Raw genomic sequence first — 22,487 nt, forward strand, 5'->3', positions numbered from 1 at the left:
TTCAGTCCTTCGCGGTGGAGGTCGTCGACACGCGATGCGAGCGCTCGACAGTGAGCGCCGCGCGTCGCAGCACGGCACCGGAGCCCAACGCGCGGGCTTCAGGCTCGAGGAACACCGGCAGGTCTGCCGCGAGCGGCAGGACAGCGAGCTCGATGGCTGGCCAGGAGCCATCGGCGTTGCGGAAGCGATCGATGGCGATGGTCCAGGCGCTGCCATCGCAGAAGCGGTCATCGACGACGACGCCATCGACGGCCAGCCGCGCGACGTCGCCGACGAGGTCGAGCGTCAACCAGAGTCGACCGACCGGCAACGTGTCCGACAGGGTCAACGCCCAACGCGCGTCTGAGGCATGCGCGGCCTCATCGGGCACGAGCGGCACGGGCCCGTCACGCCAAGGCACATGCGGCCCCCAGCGCAAGGCAGGCGCGTCCCCCGCCTCCTTCACCTGCGTCGCAGTCAACCCAGTGTTGGAGGTCGGCTCGGTCATCCCCTCGCCCGCCCCCGCGGGAGAGGGCACGGGCCAAGAGAGGTGGAAGTACGGATCAGCCTTGGCGATATGCCAGACGGCCCATTCAACGGCGAGTTCTTCGCGCTGCCCGGCGAGTCCTTCGGCGGGGAAGACGCGAAGCCACACGGATGCGCCTTCGGGGGCATCGATTCGCACCTCGTCCCCCTCCCCGACCGTCGCCGGATGGCTCGACCACATGAGCCGATCGCGCCCGCCGAGCCGCACCTTCGCGCTGGCAGCCGCGCTGATCGCCGACATCACGATCACGCGATGCGCGCGCCCATCGGTGTCTCGCATCGAGACCAAGTGGGGCACATCCCGCGAATCCAGTTTGACGACCCACACATCGCCGTCGCGATCGGCGCGTCGATCGACATGACCGCCGCGGACCTCGATCGAGGCGATGCCCGCCGCGTCGAAGATCAACTCCGCCGCGATGCCTTCAATGCTGAAGCCGACCCAGACGACATCGCCGCTGGTCTCGGTCCACCGCGCCATCGGCTGCACCGTCGCCTGCCGCATCCGCGCCGCGCCGATCCGCTGCCCGACGGGCCAGATGAACGCGGCACCTGGCCGCAGCGTGAATCCCCCCTCGCTGGGCAGGCGCAGCGCCCCACCATCCTCGGTGTTCAACGCGATCGCCAGATCGCGCCGCTCCGGCAGCGGGTGATGCCGCACCTGATGGTTGACGAAGACGAAGCCCTCGACGTCCGCCACCGAGCCGCCCGCGGCGCGCAACGCGACGCGCGGCAGCGCCCGATCCGCCGGATCAAACGGCCCGTCCTCGGGCAGCACCGGCGCATGCGGCGCGAGCCTGGCGCCGAAGTCGCGCATGAACTGATGCAGCGCGCGCAGCCGCCCCCACGACGGCCGCACCTGCCCGTACTGCCCGAGCGGCGCGTGGAAGTCATACCCCCACTCCGGCACGTCATTCGGATAACCGCTGGCCTGGGTCTCATTGAGCGGCCCGGTCTCGCACACGGGGTTGGTACCGCCGTGATACATGTAATAGCCGTACAGGTTGGCGCCCGAGCCCAGCTGCACCAGCGTCGTCGCGACCACGTCATCGGCGCTGACCACAGGCCGCCGGTGATAGCTCTGGGCCATCCCGCCGCCCGCCTCGGCCAGGCAGAACGGGTAGTGCGCGGTGTCGATCAGGCCCGCGGCGGGCGTGCCGTCGACATTGCCCATCTCGCCGATCACACGGCGCGTGTTGAACAGGAACACGCCCGACGGCGGCAGCGCCTCGCGCGAGCCTTGCCAGAATCCATCGGCATAAGCGCCCGACACGGGCAGCACCTCACGCGGCGGGATGTCCAGCGTGGGCCACCCGGTGACGGTGTAGACCGGCACCGTGAGCCCGACCTCGATGGCCAGGCGCTTGAGCTCGGCGATGTGCTCGGCGCCACGGCCAGGACCGATGAGGCCGTACTCGTTCTCGAGCTGCAGCCCGATCACCGGGCCGCCATCGCACCAGAGCTGCCCCCTCGCCTGCGCCGCGATCTCCGCGTAGAGCCGCTGCACCAGCGCCAGATAGGCGGGGTCGTTGGTCCGCGGCTCACAGGCCGCGGCGAGCCAGTCCGGGAAGCCGCCCAGGCGCACCTCGGCATGCACCCACGGGCCGGGCCGCAGATAGACGAGCAATCCAGCTTCGGCCGCCAACGCGATGAATCGCGCCAGATCGCGCCGACCCTCCCAACGCCAGCGTCCCTGCACCGCCTCATGGTGGTTCCAGATGACGTAGCTGGCGACGATGTCCACGCCGCCGGCCTTGATCTTGGCCAGCTCCGCGGCCCATTCGGACTCGGGATAGCGGCTGTAGTGGAACTCGCCCATCACCGGCATCCAGGGCGCGCCGTCCAGCGCGAGGTAGCGGCTGTTGACGGTCAGCGTGCGGGTGGGATGCGGGTAATGGCCGAGGTTCAGGAAACCGGTCTCGGGCACCGGCACGGCGGGGGGCACTGGAAGCGCCACCGGCGCCGGTGGGGTTGTCTCGCTCACGTCGTTGTCCTGCCTGGAACGGCAGTTAATCGTTTAATCTCATTCAGTAGACCAAGGTCGACCGCAGGGGGCAATCCGGGTAAGTCCGCAGAAGGACCCCGCATTCTACGCGCAGCGCCCTTGAATCCAATGGATACAGCCCGTCAGCGATGGAATCGCGCCTGGCCGATTCGAGGCCATCGATGCCGATCCGATTGACATCGCCTCGCCGGGTTGCTCCAATTGGATTAATCGCTTAACCGCGTCAACGAGTTCCCGCTCCATGCCCCTGACCCCCTCCCCGTCCGACTCGCCGGCGCTGCTGCGCCTGGGCGTCTGCTACTACCCCGAGCAATGGCCGAAGTCGCGTTGGCGCGAGGACGCCCGCGCCATGCGGGCCCTGGGGCTGGACACGGTGCGCATCGCCGAGTTCGCGTGGTCGCGGATGGAGCCCGCGCCCGGTGAGTTCGACTGGGCCTGGCTGGACGAGGCCATCGAGGTGCTGGCGGCGGAGGGCCTGTCGGTCGTGCTGGGCACGCCGACGGCCGCGCCGCCGCAATGGCTCGTGGACGCGCATCCCGACGTGCTGCCCATCGGCGCCGACGGTCGCGTGAAGCCCTTCGGCGCGCGGCGCCATTACTGCTTCTCCAGCCCGTCGCTGGCCGAGGCCACGCGCCGCATCGTCACGGCGATGGCGCAGCGCTACGGCGGTCACCCCGCCGTCGTCGCCTGGCAGACCGACAACGAGTACGGCTGCCACGACACCACGCTGTCCTACACGCCGACCGCGCTGGCCGCGTTCCAGCGCTGGCTGCGCGCGCGCTACGAGACCGTCGAGCGCATGAACGAGGCCTGGGGCACAGCCTTCTGGGGCCTGCAGTTCCTGAGCTTCGCCCATGTCGGTTTCCCGATCGGCCAACCGACCGCGGCCCTGCCCGCCCACGCGCTGGACTTCCGCCGCTTCGCCTCGGACGAGGTGGTGCGCTTCAACCGGCTGCAGGTCGAGCTGATCCGCGCGCACGCGCCCGGCCGGCCGGTGCTGCACAACTTCATGGGCCTGTTCGCCGAGTTCGACCATCACGACTGCGCCGTCGATCTGGACATCGCCGCGTGGGACAGCTACCCGCTGGGCCACGTCGACACGGCCGCGAGCTTCCTCAGCGAGCCGGAGCGCCAGTTGTGGGGCCGCACCGGACATCCCGACATGACCGCCTTCCACCACGACCTGTACCGCGGCGTCGGCCACGGCCGCATGTGGGTGATGGAGCAGCAGGCCGGGCCGGTGAACTGGGCCGACTGGAACGCGCTGCCGCTGCCCGGCATGGTGCGCGCGTGGACCTGGGAAGCCTTCGCGCACGGCGCGGAACTGGTGTCCTACTTCCGCTGGCGCCAGTTGCCCTTCGGGCAGGAGCAGATGCACTCGGGGCTGAATCGGCCCGATGGCGCGCTGGATGACGGCGGCCTCGAGGCGGCGCAGGTCCGCGCGGAGATCGACCTGCTGCTCGAGCGCGCGAACGCCGAGTCGCTGACCACGCGCCAGGCGCCGGTCGCGCTGGTCGTGGACTACCCGTCGCTGTGGATGGCGCAGATCCAGCCGCAGGGCAAGGACATGGCGGGCTTCGGACCGATGCTCGCGTACTACGGCGCGCTGCGCCGGCTGGGACTGGACGTCGACGTGATCGCGCCGGATGCGCCGCTGGACGGCTACGCGATGGTGGTGCTGCCCGGCACGCTGCATCTGCGTGAGGCGCTCGTCGAGCGGCTTCGCGCGAGCACCGCCATCGTGGTCGCCGGACCGCGCACGGGCAGCAAGACCGAGCGGCTCTCGATCACCGAGCCGCTGCCGCCGGGCCCGCTGCGCGAGTGGCTGCCAGTGCGCGTGCGGGCCGTCGAATCGATGCGCCCGGGACGTACGGTCGCGATCGATGCGGGCGTTCATGGCCAGGGTCAGGGCATGCAATGGCGCGATCTGATCGAGCTGGACCCCGAGGCGGACGCGGTCAAGGAGACGCTGGTCCTCGCGCGTTACGAGGACGGCGCGCCCGCGTGGCTGACGCGCGGCCGCTTCCACCTGCACGCGGGCATCGTCGACGAGGCGCTGCTGCTGCGCTGGATCGGCGTCGCGGCGCGCGATGCGGGCCTGACGCCGCTGGATCCGCAGGCGCTCGCGCCCGGGCTGCGGCTGCGCCGTCGCGGCGAGTTCCTCTTCGCCATCCACCGCGGACCGGCGCCGGCCGTGGTGCCCGTGCCCGACCAGGCGATCCCGCTGCTCGGAAGCGCGACACTGGCGCCGGGCGCCGTCGGCATCTGGCATCTGAAGTCCGGCAGCTGAAGCCCTGCCGCTGAAGCCCCGCCCCTCAAGGATTCATTCAACGATGGACACGTCTTCCCCAGATCCCGCGGACTTCGACCGCAACCGTCACTCGCATCGCCGCTTCAATCCGCTGGCGGGCAAGTGGGTGCTGGTGTCGCCGCAGCGCAGCCTGCGCCCCTGGCAGGGCCAGACCGAGAGCCCCGACCTCGCGCTGCGCCCCGCGCATGACCCGAGCTGCTACCTGTGCGCCGGCAACACCCGCATCAACGGCGAGGTGAACCCGCCCTACCCCGGCACCTTCGTCTTCGAGAACGACTTCCCCGCGCTGATGGCCGAGGTGCCGGCGCCGCCGGCCGAAGCCGTCGCAGGCGCAGGTGACTCTGCAGCGCTGTTCCAGGCCGAACCCGCGCGCGGCACCAGCCGCGTGATCTGCTTCTCGCCGGATCACAGCCGCAGCCTGCCCGAGCTCGACGAGGCCGCGCTGCGCGAGGTCGTCGCGTGCTGGGCCGCGCAGACGCGCGAGCTGGGCGAGCGCTGGCGCTGGGTGCAGGTCTTCGAGAACAAGGGCGCGATGATGGGTTGCTCCAACCCGCATCCGCATGGCCAGGTCTGGGCCAGCGACTTCGTGCCGGACCTGCCCGCGCGCGAGGACCGGCTGCAGCGCGAGTGGCTCGCGTCCCGCGGCGAATCGATGCTGTTGGCCGTCGCCCGCGCCGAGGCCGATGGCGAGCGGGTCGTCGTGCAGAACGAGGACTGGATCGCGCTCGTGCCCTATTGGGCCGAGTGGCCCTTCGAGACGCTGCTGCTGCCGCGCTTCGCCGTGCAGCGGCTGGACCAGCTGAGCGCGTCGCAGCAGGCGAGCCTCGCGTCCATCGTGCAGGCGCTGACCATCCGCTACGACAACCTCTTCCAATGCAGCTTCCCGTACTCGATGGGCTGGCACGGCGCGCCGAGCGGCCCGCAAGCGGACGATGCACCGCACTGGCAGCTGCATGCGCACTTCCATCCGCCGCTGCTGCGCAGCGCGACGGTGCGCAAGTTCATGGTCGGCTTCGAGCTGCTGGCCGAGGCGCAGCGCGACCTCACGCCGGAGCAGGCCGCCGCACGGCTGCGCGAGCAGCCCGCCACCCATTACCGCGTTCGTTGATGAACGCCCGCGTTGAACTGACATGACCACTTCCTCGATCGACTTCCCGTCCTCCGCGCCCACGGCGCTGGCCGTTCAGCGCGCTTATCTGGAACGCCACGGCGTCGCGCCGACGGTGCTCGCGCGCGCGCCGGGCCGCGTCAACCTGATCGGCGAGCACACCGATTACAACGACGGCTTCGTGCTGCCGCTGGCCATCGACCGCGACACCTGGGTCGCCGCCGGACCGCGCGACGACGGCCAGGTCGATGCGCTCGCGCTCGACGAGCAGCAGGCGGAGGACCGGTTCGCGCTGAGCGCCACGCCGCCGCACTTCCCCGGCGGCGGCTGGCGCGATCACGTGCGCGGCACGCTGGCGCAGCTCGTGGAAGAGCTGCCGTCGTTGTCAGGTATGAACCTCGTCATCGCCGGCGATGTGCCGATGGGCGCGGGGCTGAGCAGTTCCGCCTCGCTCGCGCTGGCGCTGCTGCGCGCGGCGCAACGGCTGGGCGGCGACGCGACGCTCGATGGCAAGCGGCTCGCGCGACTGGCGCAGCAGGCCGAGAACCGCTTCGTCGGTTGCCAGTGCGGGATCATGGATCAGCTCGCCAGCGCCGAGGGCCGCGCGGGTCACGCGCTGCTGATCGACTGCCGCTCGCTGGACACCGAGCCGGTGCCGCTGCCCGCGGGCACGGCGCTGCTGATCGCGCATTCGCGGGTGCGTCGCGGCCTGGTCGACAGCGCCTACAACGAGCGCCGCCGCCAGTGCGAAGCCGCGGCCGCGGGTGCCGGTGCGAAGGCCCTGCGCGACGTGACGCTGGCGCAGCTGGAAGCCGCGGGGCTGGACGACAAGACCTTCCGACGCGGCCGTCACATCGTCACCGAGAACGAGCGCGTGATCGCCGCGACGCGCGCGCTGCGCGAGGGGGACGTGCGTCGGCTGGGCGAGTTGATGAAGGCTTCGCATGCGTCGATGCGCGATGACTTCGAGATCACCGTGCCCGCGGTGGATCAGCTCGCGGCGCTGCTGCAGGACGTGATCGGCGAGGCCGGCGGCGCGCGCATGACGGGCGGCGGTTTCGGTGGCTGCGTCGTCGCGCTGCTGCCGCAGGCGCTGGTGCCGGCAGCGGTGAAGGCGCTCGAGGACGGTTATCGCTCGCCCGAGGGCGAACCGGCGCTGGTCTACCTCTGCGAGGCCGGTCCGGGCGCGCGGGCCGAGGCCGCGGCTGCGGCTACAGTCGCGGGATGACCACTCTCGTCGAAGTGGCACGCGCCGCCGGAGTCACCGCGGCGACCGTGTCCAACGTGCTGCGCAACCGGGGCAAGGTCGGCGAGGAGACGCGCCGGCGCGTGCTCGCCGCCGTGGAGCAGCTCGGCTACCGGCCCAACCTGATGGCGCGCGCGCTGGTGGAGGGCAAGCCGCACACGATGGCGCTGGTGGTGAGCAGCATCGCCAACCCGTTCTATCCCGAGTTCGCGCTCGAGGTGGAACGCGCGGCGCGCAAGCTCGGCTACTTCCTGCTGGTGTGCAACACCAACGACGATCCCGCGCAGGAGCGAGCCTACCTGGATGCGATCGGCGGCGCGCTGGCGCAGGGCGTGATCGTCATGAACGCGGACTTCGTCCAGCTCGACGCGCTGCAGGACCTGCGCCGACGCGGCGTGCCGGTGGTGCTGTGCATGTGGGAGCGGCCGCAGGAGCCGCCGCCGTTGCCGTGCGTCGCGGTGGATCTCTATCAGGCGGGCGTGCTCGCAGCGGAACACCTGTTGCGACTGGGGCATCGGCGCATCGGCGCGGTGTGTGGCAGCGAACCCAGCGGCAATCACCGCTGGCGGCTGCGCGGGTTCCTGGACACGGTCGAGCAGGCGGGCGCGGGCGTGCCGGCGAGTTGCCTGCGCTACGGTCACGACACGATCGACGAGGGACGCAATGCCGCGCACAGCCTGCTGGCGAGCGAGCCGGGGCTGACGGCGGTCTTCGCGACGAACGACCTGCCCGCGCTGGGCGTGCTGCAGGCCGCGGCCGAGCTGAGCCTGGAAGTGCCGCGGGACCTGTCGGTGATCGGCGTGACGGACATCCAGCTGGCGCATCAGATGCGGCCGGCGCTGAGCACGGTGGCGATGCCGACGGCGGAGGCGGCGACGCTGGCCGTGCAGTTGCTGCAATCGGAGATCGATGCGTCGCCGGATCACGTGCCGCCGATGGTGGTCACCGATCCGCCGCGGCTGGTGGTGCGGGCGTCGACGGCGAAGCCTCGCGCGAGCTGAGCGCGCGTCGTCGCGCGAACGCGCCCAGCACGCCGATGCCGGCGAGCATCAACGCGTAGGTCGAGGGTTCGGGCACGGCCAGGGCGAGCCAGGTGCCGCCGCCCTGCGAGGTCCCGCCCCCAGCGGCGAATCCATCCATGTTGCCTGCGGAGAAACCTTCCGGCCCGTTGAACGAGGTGTAGATGCGGGTGCGGTCCTCGCGGCCGGTGGGCAGCAGGTAGTAGTTCTCGAGCCAGATGTTCCAGTTGGTCGGGAGACCATTGGCGTCGACGCTGCCGATGCTGAGCGAGCCGCTCAGTTCATGCCAGTAGCTGCAGCATTCGGTGTGGCCGGGGATGAGCGGGGTCTCGACGGAGAAGTGGTGCCCCGGGTCCATGGCGGCCTGGACCGAGAGCCGGAACCAGGTGACGTCGTTGAGGGTCGTGCCGGCGGTGAGCGGCGCGTCGTCGATGAGCTCGAGGACGATGCGGCCGGTGGTGTCGTAGTCGTAATAGGGCGAGTCGGGGGGCAGCCGGTAATGGCTGAAGTGCATGGGGATCTGGTTGCCGAGGTAGACGTAGCGGAACTCCTCGGCGCTGACTGGCGATGCGACGGCCAGCAGCAAGCCGCCGCCGGCCAACGCGCGGGCCAGCGGCCGCAGTAGCGGCGTGTTCATGGTGTTTTCTCCCTGTGCGATCTCATGGGCAGCGGCGCTGCCCGTCCAAGACTAGGCGAGGCCTCGGGACGCAACCATGCGTCCCATCGAGCTTCCGAGGGACGTGAACAAGGGATTCAGGTGACGTGAAGGGTGGGTGTCCGGCATGGAGGTTGCCGTGGCACGCGCTGAATCGGCGTCCGATCGCCATGTCGGCGACACCCAAAGCAAAACGCCCGCGAGACTTGCGTCTTGCGGGCGTTTCTTCTATTCGGTGGGGTGGCTGATGGGACTCGAACCCACGACGACCAGAATCACAATCTAAGCCCACAAGCGAGCATCGGCGCGGGCCGCAGGCCGGATCGCGGGAGGGCCAGCGCCACCATCGGACGCAGCAAGGTCGAGAGTTTGGACACCATCGGAAGCCTCTCATCAGGTTGATGCGTGAGGCCGCGCCCGCGACGCGCCGATCAGCACCTCCGAACCGAGCGGCTCAGACGCACGACGCGACCTCGGGGGAGAGGCTGCCATCCTTGGCACGCAATCAGTCGCAGATGTGGATACCGGTATGACGAAGCATCTGCAGTGAGGTCATGTTGTGCAGGCGGAATTGGCGGAGCCTGTGAGCTTCGCGTGCCAAACCCCGCGCCACTCTTAGGACTTCTGCCTGCGCCATTCCGTAAATCGTGGCAGCACAACAAACAGCATCCCCATGGAACTCATTCTCCAACCGACCGATCGCAGTCGGCAACTCTGGACTAAGTCGACGGACGTTGAGGTCGTCGAATGCAAAGCCCAACATCACCACGCGTTCCGCGTTTGCAATTAGTTCTTTAGCTCGTGAGAAGTGGTTTGGTTCAACGTCGTCCCGATGTTCTGGAATGACTCTGATTTCGCTCGCCGCCGAAGCAACCCATCGAAGATGCTGTCTGTAGCGTTCCCTCTCCGCATGCCCGTTGTCGTCGCCGAATACCCCCACATACGCCGACCGACTGGGAGTGCCGCCACCATACGGAACGAAATTCTTGCTTGACGGGTTCAGCGACCCAAGAGATCCATACACATGAATGATCGGGAATGACTCGACAACCTTTAATGCATCTCCCTCGGAATGATTGAAGTTATGTCGAACGAAATTGAGCAAAGTTAACTCAAGTGATCGGTCGTAGTTGAACGTCACGAAAGAAACTTGATTTTTGAGGAAGTCTTCAATCTTCGGACAACGCATTGAATTGAGGACTGCGCCCAACCAGTCATCGTTGCGTTCGTCTGCGTAGAGCGTTTTAACCCGTTCATAGCTAAGAAGCACTTTCGCGATAGCAATTCGGCCAATTTCCGAGAATTCAGTTCTGTTAGCCAAGAATGCATCGATGGATGGTGACTTTGAATGCTCAAATGCCTGCTTGAACTGCGATGTCAATTCCTCGATTTTTGGAACGATTCCAGCGTTGCTGAATTTAACCTGATGAAGATCTGCGGGCTTCACGTTCAGGATTTCGGTCCGAAGGCCGGCTCCAAGGGGAAAGCCGTAGGGGAAGCTTGCCCCTGCTCCAAGAATGTAGACAGTACGTCGGTCGATCATGGTTCCTCCCTTATTCGAGAGGATTGTGACGGATCGTTAGACCGCCATCGGCGACGTCCCCCGCCGCTTCGACGTAGCACGCCGGCCGGCAGCCGCGACCTGCATCGAGAACTTCTCCCCCGCCTCCAGCACCTGCCCGAACTGCCGGTACGCGTCGCTACCGTGGCTGTCGTCGTTGTGCATCGGCTCGCTTGTGAAGCGGCCGTTCCGTTGGTCCCACTTCTTGCGGTAGTTGGACAGCCGGGACAGCCCGACGCCGCACCCCTGCTCGCTGAACCAGCTGCTGGCGAACGCCGCGCGGGTCGCCTGGATGCCGTTGTCCAGGTTCGTCACCCGCGGCACGACTTCGAAGCGCTGGCCAGGCAGCAGCTCCTGCAGCATCTCCTCGATCGACTAGTTCGTGTCCGCCGTCTTGCCGATGCGCTTGTACGCGGCCTCGTGAGGCAGGAAGTGCTTCGCGCAGGCCAGGCCCTGATCCTGCAACCAGCCGCTGAAGTGGTTCAGCTCCTCGCCGCTGGCCTCGTCGTAGCGGATGAAGCGGTGCTCCGGCCCGATTTTCTGCATCAGCCAGATCGAGCTCATGTCGCCGCGGTCGATGTCCCAGAACACGGGCGCGGACTCGATGGGCAGCGTGCGCAAGATCCGGCCCTGGACGCGCGCCGTGGCCATCTGCTTGGCCTAGTAGCAGCCGTCCGTGCTGACGTGGAAGGCCTCCTCGGGGTAGCTCAGGTACTCCTGCCATCGACGGCGCATCGCCGCTGAAGTCGTTGTCGCGCGTGGTGACGTACCAGGTCCATTGCTCATCGGTGAGCTTCTTGCCTATCCGCGCCTCGACCTGCTTGAAGTAGACCTCGTCCGCCTCGGTGAAGGGGACCGTCGAGTCGTCGAGCACGTAGTTGGGCTCTTCCCACCAGGCGAAGAAGTGGAAGCGGCAGTGCTTCTCCGTGAGCCGCTCCATGGTCCGCGCGCGCAGCTTCTGGGCGTTCTCAATGGCCTTGGTGGTGAGCTTGTAGAACTCGCCCTCCTGGCCCTCGGCCGTCGACTCGATGATCAGCATGCCGCTCTTGGGCATGGCCGGGATCGAGCCCTTGACCACCTCGTCGGCCTTGTACGGGTATTTGGCGCAGATCTTCCCGAACTCGGACACGTGCAGCCGGTGGATGGTGCCGGACCGCACCGAGGTCGCGACGCGGATGCTGGCGCCGTTGTGGCCGAAGAGGATCTCGGCCGTCGTGCACTTCTTGAGCGTGAACTGCTCCCGCAGCGACTCGGGCAGGTTGCCGTACGCGAAGCTCACCTTGTCGCGGAAGATCACCTCGGCGGCGTCCTTGTCCTGGGCCACGATGCCGCAGCGGATCGGGTTCTTGCTGAACAGCGCGGTGTCCAGCCAGAGGAGGCAGACCAACGTCGTGAAGCCGAGCTAGTGGGCCTTCAGGATGATGTTGCGATGCCAGAGCTTGGACATCAGCCGTCGTTGGGCGCGGTTCGGCTTGAACTGCAGTACCGGGCCGTCGTCGTCGTCATCGCCCTTGACGATGATCTTGTAGAGGTTGCACAGCCTCCACATCGGACCATCGAGGTTGCGCGCCAGGGTGGCGGCGTCGAGCTCTTCAGCCATGGATCAGAGGCCCGGCTCTTCCGGCCAGCGTTCCAGGCCGAGTTCCCGCATCAGCGCGGGCGCGAGCTGTCGCGCGATCTCCGTCGCGAGGCGATCGGCGAGATCAGAGCCGCGCATGGACGAGATCGCGGCCGGGCTGATGGCGTAATACAAGTCGGCGCTGGCGAACTGGACGCGCGCGTGGAGGCGCTGCTTCAGGTAGTCGCGGTCGACATCCGTGAGGAGGACGTCGAGCGGCACGCGCTCGAAGGACACCGGCTGCGCGAGCATCGCCGCGTCGAGCTGGTGGTCGGTGTCGGGCGACTCGTCGAAGAACGGGTCGAGGTGGACCTGCGGCACGGGCTCGCCGCCGAACTTCCAGCCCTCAGGCCGCATCAGCGCGGAGCGCCGCGCGAGCATCGCCTTGGCGGCCGCGATCTCGCAGGTCAGCTCGTGCACCGTGTGACCGCGCTCGATCGCCGTCGTCGCGGCAAAAGCCAGCGTGTCGCTGACCTTCTGCAGCTTGGCCGCCAACTGCGCCTGATCCTCGCGCGCCCGCCGGCGCTGGTTGCGCCCGAACCGGCGGCCCATCGCGGGCCCCAGTTGAGCGGCGGGGCCAGCAGGAGCAGCGCGGCGAAGGCGGTGGGCGTCAGCTTGAAGCCAACGCGGGCGGGATCGTGCAGCAGGATGTCGGGCATGGTGCCTCCGGAGGGTGGAGGCGACACCGTGCCATCTTTGGCACGCCCCGGAAGACCCGACTATTTGCCGACCTTGGGTGAACCAAGGGTCGCCGAGACGGAAATGGTCATACCGGTGATATCAAAGTCGCACTCGGCCAAGCGCTTCTTCCGGGCGATCTCCCAACCGAAGAAGAATGTCGTGTACTCGACGATGAACGTTCTGAGCGTGGTCTCTCCGAGGTCGGCCCCCTTCAACAGGATCTTCACGCTCTGCCCAGTCACAAGGCGGCGCCCCTTGAAGAACGGCCTGTCGGAGATCAGCCAGCCATTGGCTTCGCTTGGGAAGCCATCGGGCACAACCTGCAGTCTGTCGATCTTGACCCGGTGCTGGGATCGATTGATGAGGACGATCTCGTAGGGCTGAGCTGCGAACAGCTTCAGGTCCACGTAGACCTCCAGCTGGCTGCGGAAAAGGTCTAAGAGAAACGCGATCACCTTCGCGCACACGCCCAGCACGCCACCTATTGCCACTTCCGCCATCTTTCAGGGCTCACTCCAGCCTTGACGCCTGAACCCAAAGCGGGTCGTTTGAGGTCGTCAACTGACTCATGATTGCGTGAACGCGCCCGGTCATCGAACGGTCAGGTATATAGAGCGAATCCGACCCACCCTTGAACTTGCTGCAAATCTTTTCTCGACAGAGCAGGTGCATAACTTTCTCTGAGATTCGCTTCGAAGTTGAATCCCCATACCCCTTGTACATACTTGCTTCTTTACGCCCGCCCCCTGGTTGAAGGAACAGCTTTCGAAGGCTTGACAGCAGGAAGGTCTGAGCAAAGGTTAGGCCAGCATCCTTAATCGCCGCCAGGGTATTCACCGACTGATAATCATCGACAATGCAATCCTCCAACCAAGCAGGCGAGTGAGCCGCAGACGACACCCCCGCGATCCTTTCTATCACGCAGTCCTTCAAAGAAATCTTCTGCGCATCTGAACAATCGGTGACGTCCAAAAAATCGAACTGGCAATCGACGAACTGAAGATTCGAAATAATGCCTTCACCGATTGCGAGCGCGGTAAATTTACCCTTTTCGATCTGTGCAAACTGGAAATCCAGCCCCCTCACATCTGTACGCAACAATCCGGAGAGGAGATCGGCCAGCAATACCTTATTTGCAGAGTGCATATGCCGCTTCACAAACGCCTGCACACCGAAGGCCTGACCCGTACTCTCCAAATGCGCGCCGATGAAGTACGCGCCTAGCTCTCCCACAGGATTCTTCCACTCCTCCTTCAAGACCTTCGGAGCGCCCTGCGAATACGTATCCAGCACGTCCTCCGCCTTCAATCCATCCAGGATAAATAGATCAGCGAATTGCCGATCCATGCTCTCCGCGCCAATTCTGCTTAGCCCGGGCAGACGCTGCAGGACGATAGCCGATTCGTCAGTAGGAGGTTGCCCGGTCGTTTCTTCAAACGCCTCATTGATATGTTTGATTGAGATCGGACCTAGTGCCGTCGCGGTATTCCGGGTCAGCCTACCGATCCTTGTATACAACGAGCGAATGATATGCGGCTCAAGGATGGAATTAATCCTTGCCTCGCGTTCGCAGAAACTATTAATCAACAGATCCCAGAAATCAGCCTCCCCCGTACTCGATGAGAACATCAAATCCAACATCTCGGGATCGATATCCCTAGCGATGGTTGCAATCAAGGGCTTTTTTGGCATCCAGGCAGGGAACTCAGCACCACGCCTGCCCAACATCTCAGCAAATTGATCATTGTTAAGTTGCTCATTACAGCGCAATACTAATGGGTTCTTGTTAAGCAAACCCAGACAGGTCATGAGCTCTACATCATTATTGAAGTAGTGCTCGCGTCCCGTGATCAACAAGCCGCCCGTCGCGCTGGTCACCAACTCCTTAACACCGACCAGTGATTGCTTACGGATATCCACAAGACGAGCGGGATCATTACTCCACGCTTGAGCGCCAATCTCATCAAATCCGTCTAGAAGATAGATCGAGGCGGGGGAGTAGGCAGACGCAAGGGTTTGATCCAGAACCTCACTGAGGCCCAAATCGGTAAAGTGTCGGGTTAGTATTTCCTTAGCCCTCTTCAAGCCCCAATTTTCCCTCAAGTTGATAGCAAAGGGATATTGAAACTTGACAGAGGTCTTATTGGAGAGTTTGTCAAAAACCTCTTTGATGCACCGACTTTTGCCGGAACCATAATCACCAATCAGCACGACGGTCCGGCGATTAAGTAGCTCTTCTGCAATATCATCAACGCTGAAGTTCTTACCATCCAAGCCGACGTAGGTGACGGGAACAAAGCTATTCATATCGGGTTGCCCCGAATATAAATCAACCGCCGAACCAAATGGCTTATCCTTGCGGGCCGCCTTATATTTTCCGTAGCCAAGAATGAATTCAAAGAACTGACTGACGGAATACACACCAATGTGCTGAGACTTTCCTGCCTCAATCATTGCCGGAGTCGGTCGATCCAGCGTAATAAAGAAACACTTCGGGAAAATATTCTGCGCGAAGAAATGAGGTCGCAGCGTATTAAATTTAGCAATATCGGTACGCACCTTGTCGATGGAGTGCTCTTTACTAATCTCAATGAGCACCACGCTCCCATCGTCAAGGCGAACAACGCAATCGCATTTAACTCCAGCGATATCCTCAGCTCGGGCAAGCTGCCCATACTTTACGCTGGCAACCCCACGAATCAAGTTCTCGAGATCCTGCCAAGTGATTTCCATGGTCTCTTCGGACATCTTTCCTCCCAGTTACGCGCCGCAGTGAAGTTCGACGCTCGACCGACTGTAACGGGAAGTACGCTTAGGCTGCTGTCTCGTCCGTGCATTTATGCCGGGCCGATGACATTGCCCTTCAGCGTGCCCAACAGGTCGGCCAGCGGGTCGGTCTTCTGCTTGTTGTCGAGCTCGTAGAGACCGAGGTGCTTCATCGTCATGTCCAGCGACGCCCGCTTGTCCCAGAACTGGTATTCGATCTTCCCGTACTCGTCGATCTTGAAGCTCTTCACCGCGGCGCGCGTGGCCGGGTCCAGCTCGTTGGGCAGCAGCACGCGGCCGCCCTCCCCGATGATCCCGGCGATATCGCTGTGGGCCAGCATGGCGACCTCGCGCAGCACCTTGGCCTTGTCCAGCACGGCGACCACTGCGGCCTGACCCTGGAGTTCCTTCACCCTTGCCGAGACGTTGGCGAGGGCGGCCATCTTCGCGCCGGCCCGGTGCACCGCCTCCGGCTTCCAGCCCTTGCTGCGCGGGTAGGCGCGCCGGTAAGCCTCAGCCTGGGACAGGCCGGAGGCGACACCACGGGCGAAGGCCTCCTGCGAGGCGGTGAGCTTCTTGGTCACCCTGCCCAACATCCACAAGAACAAGGCCAAGACGGCCCGCGTCTATGACCGCAACACCGAGGTGCCGCGCTCATCGAATAACTGACCTGAGCAGCTCCCGGGGTCGATCATCTGACCTACCCAAGGCCCCATCCCGGGGCCTTTTTCATGCGCCGACGAATGGCGCACTGGGTGCCGATACTCCCAAATTGGGAATATGGCGGAGTCTTGAAGATCCTTCGGACCCGCAATGGAAAACGCCCGCGAGACTTGCGTCTTGCGGGCGTTTCTTCTATTCGGTGGGGTGGCTGATGGGACTCGAACCCACGACAACCAGAATCACAATCTGGGACTCTACCAACTGAGCTACAGCCACCGGCGAAGAAAGAAATTATGGCCTAGATTTCACTCTCGTGGGAGAACTTTCTGCGATTCTCTTCAAAAACTTTTGAACCGCGCGAAAGCCGCCCACTCGGCCTCGATCAGTTCGTCGGCGCCGACGCCGCCGCAGCCTGCAGCGCGGACGGCTTGATCGTCGCCTTGTACTCGGACTTCAGCGCGTTGTAGAAGCTCTGCAGCTCGGCACCGCCCCACTCCCGCGCATAGCGGTCAGCCAGCTGCTTGGCATCGATCAGCGCCGGATCACGCGGCAGGACCTTCTCGATCTTGACCGCCAGATACACGCCATCGCCCGCATCGATGCCGACATACGCCGGCAGCTTCGTCGCGTCCGCGCGCATCACCGCCTGCATCACCTTCGGCGGCACCATGCCCTGCTTGGCACGCGACAGCACGACCGGCTCGCCCAGACCCTTCGCGTCGCCGCCCTTCTGCAGCTCAGCCACGCGCGCCTCGCCCGCCTTCTTGGCAGCCGACGCGGCATGTTCCTGCACCCAGGCCGCGGCCACGGCCGGCTTCACTTCCGACAGCGGCGGCACGCGCGCCGGCTTGTAGTCGACGACCCGCGCCGACACCAGCTGGTTGCCACCGACCTCGATCGCGGCCGTGTTGCGCTTGTTCTTCAGCGTGTCCGACGAGAACACCGCCTCCAGCAGCTTGGCCGACGCCAGCGGACCCGTCGCGTCCGGCGCGGCCTTGCGCTGCACCGTGGCCTTCTGGATCGTCAGCTTGAACTTGTCAGCCGCCGGCTTCAGCGAATCCAGCTGCTCGAACACCGTGTTGCCGAAATCGTCAGCCACCTCGGTGTAGCGCTTCTGCGCGAGCTGCTTGCGCAGGTCCGCCTCGATGCTGGCCTTGACCTCGTCGAACGGACGCACCACGCCGCCGCGCACGTCGGTCAGCATGATCACGTGGTAGCCGAAGTCGGACTGCAGCACGTTGCCGATCTCGCCCTTCTTCAGCGCGTAGACGACTTCCTCGAATGGCTTGCTGATGAAGCCGCCGCGGCCGCTGAACTCCAGGTCGCCGCCCTTGGGCGCCGAGAACTCGTCCTGCGATTCCTTCTTCGCCAGCTCGGCGAAGCCCGCCGGGTTCTTGCGCGCCTCGGCCAGCAGCTCCTCGGCCTTGGCCTTCGCCTTGGCCTTCTCGGCCGCGGGCATGTCCGCCGGCGCCTTGATCAGGATGTGGCTCGCGCGGCGCTCCTCGTCCGAGGTGAACCGGGCCTTGTTGTTCTTGTAGAACTCCTGCACTTCATCGGGATTGACCGTCACGCCGGCCTGCAGCGTGGCGGCGTCCAGCACGACGTACTCGATGTCGGCACGCTCGGCGAGCTGGAACTTCGCCGACACCTTCGGGTCCTTGAAGTAGGTCTCGAGCTCGGCGTCGGTCGGCGTCAGCGTCGCGGCGTAGTCCTTGGCGGCGAAGATCTGGAACTGCACTTCACGCTGCTGCAGCATCGCGTTGTACGCGATGTCCGCGTTGGTCTGCGTGCCCAGCGAGCTCTGCGCGAGCGGTGCCAGCACCGAGCTCGACTGCAGGTCCTGGCGCAGCTTCTGCAGCAGGCCATCGACCGACAGACCCTGCTGCGCCGCGATGCGGCGAGCCAGTTCCTTGTCGCGCAGCGGCGCGAGCTGCGGGTCCGTGCGGATCAGCTCGACGAGCTGGTCATTGCTGATGCTGCGATGTTCATTGGCGGCGACCGCGGCGAGCACGCGCTCGCGCAGCAGGTTCTCCAGCACGCCCTTGCGCATCTCGGGCGAATCGAACAGCTTGGGATCCATCGTCGGCGCCTGCTGGCGCATCTGGTCGACCTGCTGACGTTGCGCCTGGTCCCATTCCGACTGCGTGATCTTGTGGCCGTCGACCGACGCCACCGACGCGTTGCTGCCGTCCATGAAGCGGCTATAGCCCTCCACGCCCAACAACACGAAGGACGGCAGGATGAGGATCAGCAGAATGAACTGGAACAGCCGTGTGTGCTTGCGAACGAAATCGAACATCAACAACCTCGGGTCATCTCGGAAGAGGCGGCGCTGTCTCGCCGGCACCGGGCCGGTCGACGCGCCGCATCACATACGACAAAGGCGAACCGGGGTTCGCCTTTGCGCCGCGGCATTCTAGCCTCGGGAATGGTGGGCGCTGACGGTCTCGAACCGCCGACCTACTCCGTGTAAAGGAGCCGCTCTACCAACTGAGCTAAGCGCCCGAAAACTTTTCGGGGAGGGCAACGCGTCTCGCGTCACCAGGGCCCGTCCTGCCGGCGATGCCGACCCGGCGGGCTGCGGTCTCAGTTCACCGCGTCCTTCAGGGCCTTGCCCGGACGGAATTTCGGCACCTTCGCCGACTTGATCTTGATCGCCTCGTTCGTGCGCGGGTTGCGGCCGGTGCGCGCCGCACGCTTCGTGACGCTGAAGGTGCCGAAGCCCACCAGCGACACCGTCCCGTTCTTCTTCAGCGTCGTCTTCACACCACCGATGACAGCCTCCAGCGCGCGCCCCGCGGCCGCCTTGGAGATGTCCGCCTGCTTGGCGATGTGCTCGATCAATTCGGACTTGTTCACGAAGGTACCCCCTCATTGGTTTGCCAGGCCGCCCGAACGGCGCGGGAAGCGGATTCTAGACGCTTTGCCCTCTCGGCCCGACAAGGGGGAAGTCCCGATACAAGCAGCCCACACGCCAGTCGCCCAGGGGACAGCGCGCCGCGATTCAACGCACTTTCGCGCGGATCTCCGGCAAGGCCTTCTGCAGGTAATAGACCATCGACCAGATGGTCAGCACCGCCGCCAGGTAGATCAGCCACGTGCCCCACAAATGGGTGTCGATGATCCCGAACAATCTGCCGTCGAACAGGAGGAAGGGAATCGCCACCATCTGCACCGTCGTCTTGAGCTTGCCCAGCATGTGCACCGCCACCGATCTCGACGCGCCGATCTGCGCCATCCACTCGCGCAGCGCGGAGATCGCGATCTCGCGCCCCACGATCACCAGCGCCACCAGCGCGTCCACGCGCTGCTGCTCCAGCAGCACCAGCAGCGCCGCGCACACGAGGAACTTGTCGGCCACCGGATCCAGGAACGCGCCGAACGACGAGGTCTGGTTGAGCTTGCGCGCCAGGTAGCCGTCCGCCCAGTCGGTCAGGGCCACCGTGATGAACAGGACCGTGGCCAGCAGGTTTTGATGGGCAGGCGTCATCTGCAGGTGGAACACCCCGACGATCAGCGGGATGGCCACGATGCGGGCCCAGGTCAGCAAGGTTGGCAGCGTCCAGAACATGGGCGGCATTGTGCCCGTTTCGAGCCCCCTCGCCCCTCGGTCTTCGCTTAATCGTCGAGCGTGCGCGGCTTGAAGCGCCGGTCATCGTCGAACAGGAACACCTCGACGAACTTCCACGGCTTGGGCAGCTTGCTCACATCGCCGAACGGCGCGGCCCGGCGCACCGCCGCGATCGCCGTCTCGATCGTGTCCTCGGCCTGTGTCGGCTTGCGCAGCACGCGGATGTGCTTGATCGTGCCGTCCCGGTTGAGCTCGATCTCCAGCACCGGGATCGCCAGCAACTCGGGTGGCACCTCGCCCATGTAGGTGCCATCCGGATTGGCCGCCACCATGCGCTGCGCGGCCTGCAGCCGCAGCGCCTCGTGCGTGCTCACCGGATGCGGCGCGGGCAGCGGCAGGCCGCGGCGCACGGCCGGCGAGGTCGGCACCGGACCGGACGGAGAGCCCGGCGCCGTCGGCGTCATCTGACCCGCAGGCGCGCGCGTGGCGTCCTGCGCCGGTGCACGGTCCGCAGGAGGATTCGCCGGCTGCGGCGACTGCGGCGTTGAAGCACCGCAACCCACGAGCACCACCGCCACCATCACTGCGGCCACCCGCGCGGCGAGATCGCCGCGCCGTGCCGCGACTCGAGAAAGTCTGAAGCTCGACATCATCTGTTTTCCCAACCGAAGCGCGCCGTTCAATGCAGCGCGCGATAGATCTCTTCAGCCAGCTCGCGCGAGATGCCCTTGACGCTGCACAGCTCCTCGACGCTTGCCCCGGCCACCCCGCGCACGCCGCCGAATCGCTGCAGCAGCTGCGCGCGCTTCTTCGGACCGACGCCGGGCACATCCTCCAGCCGTGATCCACCGGTGCGGATCGACGCGCGCTTGGCCCGCATGCCGGTGATGGCGAAGCGGTGCGCCTCGTCCCGGATCTGCGCGACGAGCATCAGCGCCGCCGAATCACGCCCGAGGTACACCTTCTCGCGCCCGTCGGCGAAGACCAGCTCCTCGAGCCCGACCTTGCGGCCCTCGCCCTTCTCGACGCCGGCGATCAGGCTCAGGTCGATGCCGAGCTCGCCGAACACCTCGCGCGCCATCGACACCTGCCCCTTGCCGCCGTCCACCAGCACCAGGTCCGGCAGCCGTCCGGTGCCATTCTGGGCCGCCTCGGCCATCTTGCTGTAACGGCGTGTCAGCACCTGGCGCATCGCCGCGTAGTCGTCCCCGCCGGTGATGCCTTCGATGTTGAAGCGCCGGTACTGGCTGCTCTGCATCTGATGGCCCTCGAAGACCACGCACGAGGCCTGCGTGGCCTCGCCCGCGGTGTGGCTGATGTCGAAGCACTCGATGCGGAACTTGTCGAGCTCGGTGACGCTCAGGTCCAGCGCCTCGATCAGCGCGCGCGTGCGCGCCTGCTGCGAACCCTCCTCCGACAGCAGCCGCGCCAGCGCGATCTCCGCGCCCTTGACGCACATCTCCTGCCAGATGCGGCGCTGGCCGCGCGGCTGCGCCTGCGTGGTCACGCGATATCCGGCCTGCGCGCTGAGCGCCTCGGCCAGCGCCGGATCCACCGCATCGGACAGCACCAGCAGCGACGGCACGGCCATCTCCAGGTAGTGCTGCGCGATGAAGGCCTCCAGGACCTGGCGCTCGGGGCTGGGCGGCTCCACGCGCTTCACGCCTCCAGCGCCACCTTCGCCACCCTCGCCACCGCCCTCCCCGTCCAGCTCGACCAGATCCTCCTCGTCGACCAGCCGCATCGCGGTCGCGTCGTCCACGTGTTTGGGGAAATAGGCGCGGTCGCCCAGGTGGCGGCCGCCGCGCACCATCGCCAGGTTCACGCAGGCGCGACCGCCCTGGAGCTTCACCGCGAGGATGTCCACGTCGCGGTCGCGGCCGGTGGCGCTGTTCTCGTCCACCGCCTGCTGCTGCAGCACCTTGGACAAGGCCGTGATCTGGTTGCGCACGCCCGCCGCCTGCTCGTACTCGAAGCGCTCCGCGTGGCCCATCATCGATGCCTGCAGCGCATCCATGACCTCCTGCGTCTCGCCCAGCAGGAAGCGCTCGGCGTTGCTGACGTTGCGCCGGTAGTCCTCGGTCTGGCCCTCGGGCACGCACGGCCCGGTGCAGCGATGGATCTGGTGCAGCAGGCAGGGCCGGCTGCGGTTGTTGAAGACCGTGTCCTCGCAGGTCCGCAGCTGGAAGACCTTCTGGATCAGCTGGATCGATTCCTTCACCGCCCACGCGCTGGGGAACGGACCGAAGTAGCGATGGCGTCGATCGACCGCGCCGCGGTAGTAGCTGATGCGCGGCCACGCGTGGCCCGACAGTCGCAGGTAGGGATAGCTCTTGTCGTCGCGGAACAGGATGTTGAACCGCGGATTGAGCGCCTTGATGAGGTTGTTCTCGAGCAGCAGCGCCTCGGCCTCGGTGCGCACGACCGTGGTCTCCAGCCGCGCGATGCGCGCCACCATCATCCCGATGCGCGTGCCGCCGTGGTCCTTCTGGAAGTAGCTCGACACGCGCCGCTTCAGGTTCTTGGCCTTGCCCACGTAGAGCACGTGGTCCTGGGCGTCGAAATAGCGGTAGACACCGGGGAGCGCCGGCAGCGCCAGCACCTCGGCCAGCAGACGGTCGCGGACCTCGCGCGCGGCGCGCTCCATGTCGGCGACACGGCCGGACTCGGCGGCCTCGATCGCGTCGGACTGGTCGTTCCAGGTGTCCTCGGGACGGGCGTCAGGGATCGGTTCCGGCACTTCGCTGGCGCCGGCGGG

Annotated in this window: 21 protein-coding genes and 2 tRNA genes; 5 read left to right on the plus strand and 18 right to left on the minus strand. The window is 65.8% G+C overall.

The features are described from left to right. Position 1: 1 nt before the first annotated feature. Positions 2-2,509, minus strand: a complete 2,508-nt coding sequence (locus ACNI65_RS11335) for a beta-galactosidase (RefSeq protein ID WP_416763098.1) — start codon at positions 2,507-2,509, stop codon at positions 2-4. Between the two features lie 301 nt (positions 2,510-2,810). Between ACNI65_RS11335 and ACNI65_RS11340 the strand changes: the two genes are divergently transcribed. The 4 genes from ACNI65_RS11340 to ACNI65_RS11355 are packed head-to-tail and all read left to right on the plus strand — an operon-like array spanning position 2,811 to position 8,196. Beyond that, positions 2,811-4,820 carry a beta-galactosidase gene (locus ACNI65_RS11340; RefSeq protein WP_416763609.1) on the plus strand — a complete coding sequence of 670 codons (2,010 nt, stop codon included), beginning with the start codon at positions 2,811-2,813 and terminating at the stop codon, positions 4,818-4,820. A gap of 43 nt (positions 4,821-4,863) precedes the next feature. After that, entirely contained in the window at positions 4,864-5,949 is a 1,086-nt protein-coding gene (locus tag ACNI65_RS11345) for a UDP-glucose--hexose-1-phosphate uridylyltransferase (RefSeq protein WP_416763099.1), read from the plus strand. Positions 5,950-5,971: 22 nt separating this feature from the next. After that, positions 5,972-7,177 carry a galactokinase gene (gene galK, locus ACNI65_RS11350; protein WP_416763100.1) on the plus strand — a complete coding sequence of 402 codons (1,206 nt, stop codon included), beginning with the start codon at positions 5,972-5,974 and terminating at the stop codon, positions 7,175-7,177. Next, positions 7,174-8,196, plus strand: a complete 1,023-nt coding sequence (locus tag ACNI65_RS11355) for a LacI family DNA-binding transcriptional regulator (RefSeq protein WP_416763101.1) — start codon at positions 7,174-7,176, stop codon at positions 8,194-8,196. Before galK ends, ACNI65_RS11355 begins: the two co-directional genes overlap by 4 nt. Here the strand turns inward: ACNI65_RS11355 and ACNI65_RS11360 are convergent. From ACNI65_RS11360 to ACNI65_RS11380, 5 genes are all read right to left on the minus strand, one after another. After that, positions 8,138-8,851 (minus strand): PEP-CTERM sorting domain-containing protein, encoded by a 714-nt coding sequence (locus tag ACNI65_RS11360; RefSeq protein ID WP_416763102.1) that lies wholly within the window; start codon positions 8,849-8,851, stop codon positions 8,138-8,140. The two genes, ACNI65_RS11355 and ACNI65_RS11360, sit on opposite strands and share 59 nt — an antisense overlap. A gap of 523 nt (positions 8,852-9,374) precedes the next feature. Beyond that, positions 9,375-10,412, minus strand: coding sequence for a hypothetical protein (locus tag ACNI65_RS11365; RefSeq protein WP_416763103.1), 1,038 nt, complete (start codon positions 10,410-10,412; stop codon positions 9,375-9,377). 36 nt (positions 10,413-10,448) lie between these two features. After that, positions 10,449-10,793 carry a hypothetical protein gene (locus tag ACNI65_RS11370; protein WP_416763104.1) on the minus strand — a complete coding sequence of 115 codons (345 nt, stop codon included), beginning with the start codon at positions 10,791-10,793 and terminating at the stop codon, positions 10,449-10,451. A gap of 12 nt (positions 10,794-10,805) precedes the next feature. Further along, positions 10,806-11,081: a hypothetical protein gene (locus tag ACNI65_RS11375; protein ID WP_416763105.1), complete on the minus strand. Its 276-nt coding sequence runs from the start codon at positions 11,079-11,081 to the stop codon at positions 10,806-10,808. Between the two features lie 9 nt (positions 11,082-11,090). Further along, positions 11,091-11,216: a hypothetical protein gene (locus ACNI65_RS11380; RefSeq protein WP_416763106.1), complete on the minus strand. Its 126-nt coding sequence runs from the start codon at positions 11,214-11,216 to the stop codon at positions 11,091-11,093. Positions 11,217-11,458: 242 nt separating this feature from the next. Between ACNI65_RS11380 and ACNI65_RS11385 the strand changes: the two genes are divergently transcribed. Further along, entirely contained in the window at positions 11,459-11,836 is a 378-nt protein-coding gene (locus ACNI65_RS11385; RefSeq protein ID WP_416763108.1) for a hypothetical protein, read from the plus strand. Here the strand turns inward: ACNI65_RS11385 and ACNI65_RS11390 are convergent. From ACNI65_RS11390 to uvrC, 12 genes are all read right to left on the minus strand, one after another. Beyond that, a complete protein-coding gene (locus ACNI65_RS11390; RefSeq protein WP_416763110.1) occupies positions 11,833-12,030 on the minus strand; it encodes a hypothetical protein in 198 nt (65 codons plus the stop codon). The two genes, ACNI65_RS11385 and ACNI65_RS11390, sit on opposite strands and share 4 nt — an antisense overlap. Before the next feature lie 3 nt (positions 12,031-12,033). Further along, positions 12,034-12,600, minus strand: coding sequence for a hypothetical protein (locus ACNI65_RS11395; RefSeq protein ID WP_416763112.1), 567 nt, complete (start codon positions 12,598-12,600; stop codon positions 12,034-12,036). Between the two features lie 167 nt (positions 12,601-12,767). After that, entirely contained in the window at positions 12,768-13,229 is a 462-nt protein-coding gene (locus ACNI65_RS11400) for a hypothetical protein (RefSeq protein WP_416763114.1), read from the minus strand. A gap of 10 nt (positions 13,230-13,239) precedes the next feature. Continuing rightward, positions 13,240-15,477: an NACHT domain-containing protein gene (locus tag ACNI65_RS11405; RefSeq protein WP_416763116.1), complete on the minus strand. Its 2,238-nt coding sequence runs from the start codon at positions 15,475-15,477 to the stop codon at positions 13,240-13,242. An 89-nt stretch (positions 15,478-15,566) separates the two neighbouring features. Further along, positions 15,567-16,079 carry a terminase small subunit gene (locus tag ACNI65_RS11410; protein WP_416763118.1) on the minus strand — a complete coding sequence of 171 codons (513 nt, stop codon included), beginning with the start codon at positions 16,077-16,079 and terminating at the stop codon, positions 15,567-15,569. Between the two features lie 279 nt (positions 16,080-16,358). Beyond that, positions 16,359-16,434 (minus strand) — tRNA-His (locus ACNI65_RS11415). Positions 16,435-16,540: 106 nt separating this feature from the next. After that, a complete protein-coding gene (locus ACNI65_RS11420; protein ID WP_416763120.1) occupies positions 16,541-18,457 on the minus strand; it encodes a SurA N-terminal domain-containing protein in 1,917 nt (638 codons plus the stop codon). A 130-nt stretch (positions 18,458-18,587) separates the two neighbouring features. Continuing rightward, positions 18,588-18,663 (minus strand) — tRNA-Val (locus ACNI65_RS11425). Between the two features lie 81 nt (positions 18,664-18,744). Further along, complete coding sequence (locus ACNI65_RS11430; RefSeq protein WP_067270581.1) at positions 18,745-19,017, minus strand: HU family DNA-binding protein; 273 nt, start codon at positions 19,015-19,017, stop codon at positions 18,745-18,747. Between the two features lie 145 nt (positions 19,018-19,162). After that, entirely contained in the window at positions 19,163-19,729 is a 567-nt protein-coding gene (gene pgsA, locus ACNI65_RS11435; protein WP_416763122.1) for a CDP-diacylglycerol--glycerol-3-phosphate 3-phosphatidyltransferase, read from the minus strand. Positions 19,730-19,776: 47 nt separating this feature from the next. Next, positions 19,777-20,382, minus strand: a complete 606-nt coding sequence (locus ACNI65_RS11440; RefSeq protein ID WP_416763123.1) for a hypothetical protein — start codon at positions 20,380-20,382, stop codon at positions 19,777-19,779. Between the two features lie 26 nt (positions 20,383-20,408). Then, a complete protein-coding gene (gene uvrC / locus ACNI65_RS11445; protein WP_416763610.1) occupies positions 20,409-22,376 on the minus strand; it encodes an excinuclease ABC subunit UvrC in 1,968 nt (655 codons plus the stop codon). Between the last annotated feature and the right edge of the window lie 111 nt (positions 22,377-22,487).

The organism is Roseateles sp. So40a (assembly GCF_048081605.1).
Lineage (GTDB): Bacteria > Pseudomonadota > Gammaproteobacteria > Burkholderiales > Burkholderiaceae_C > Roseateles.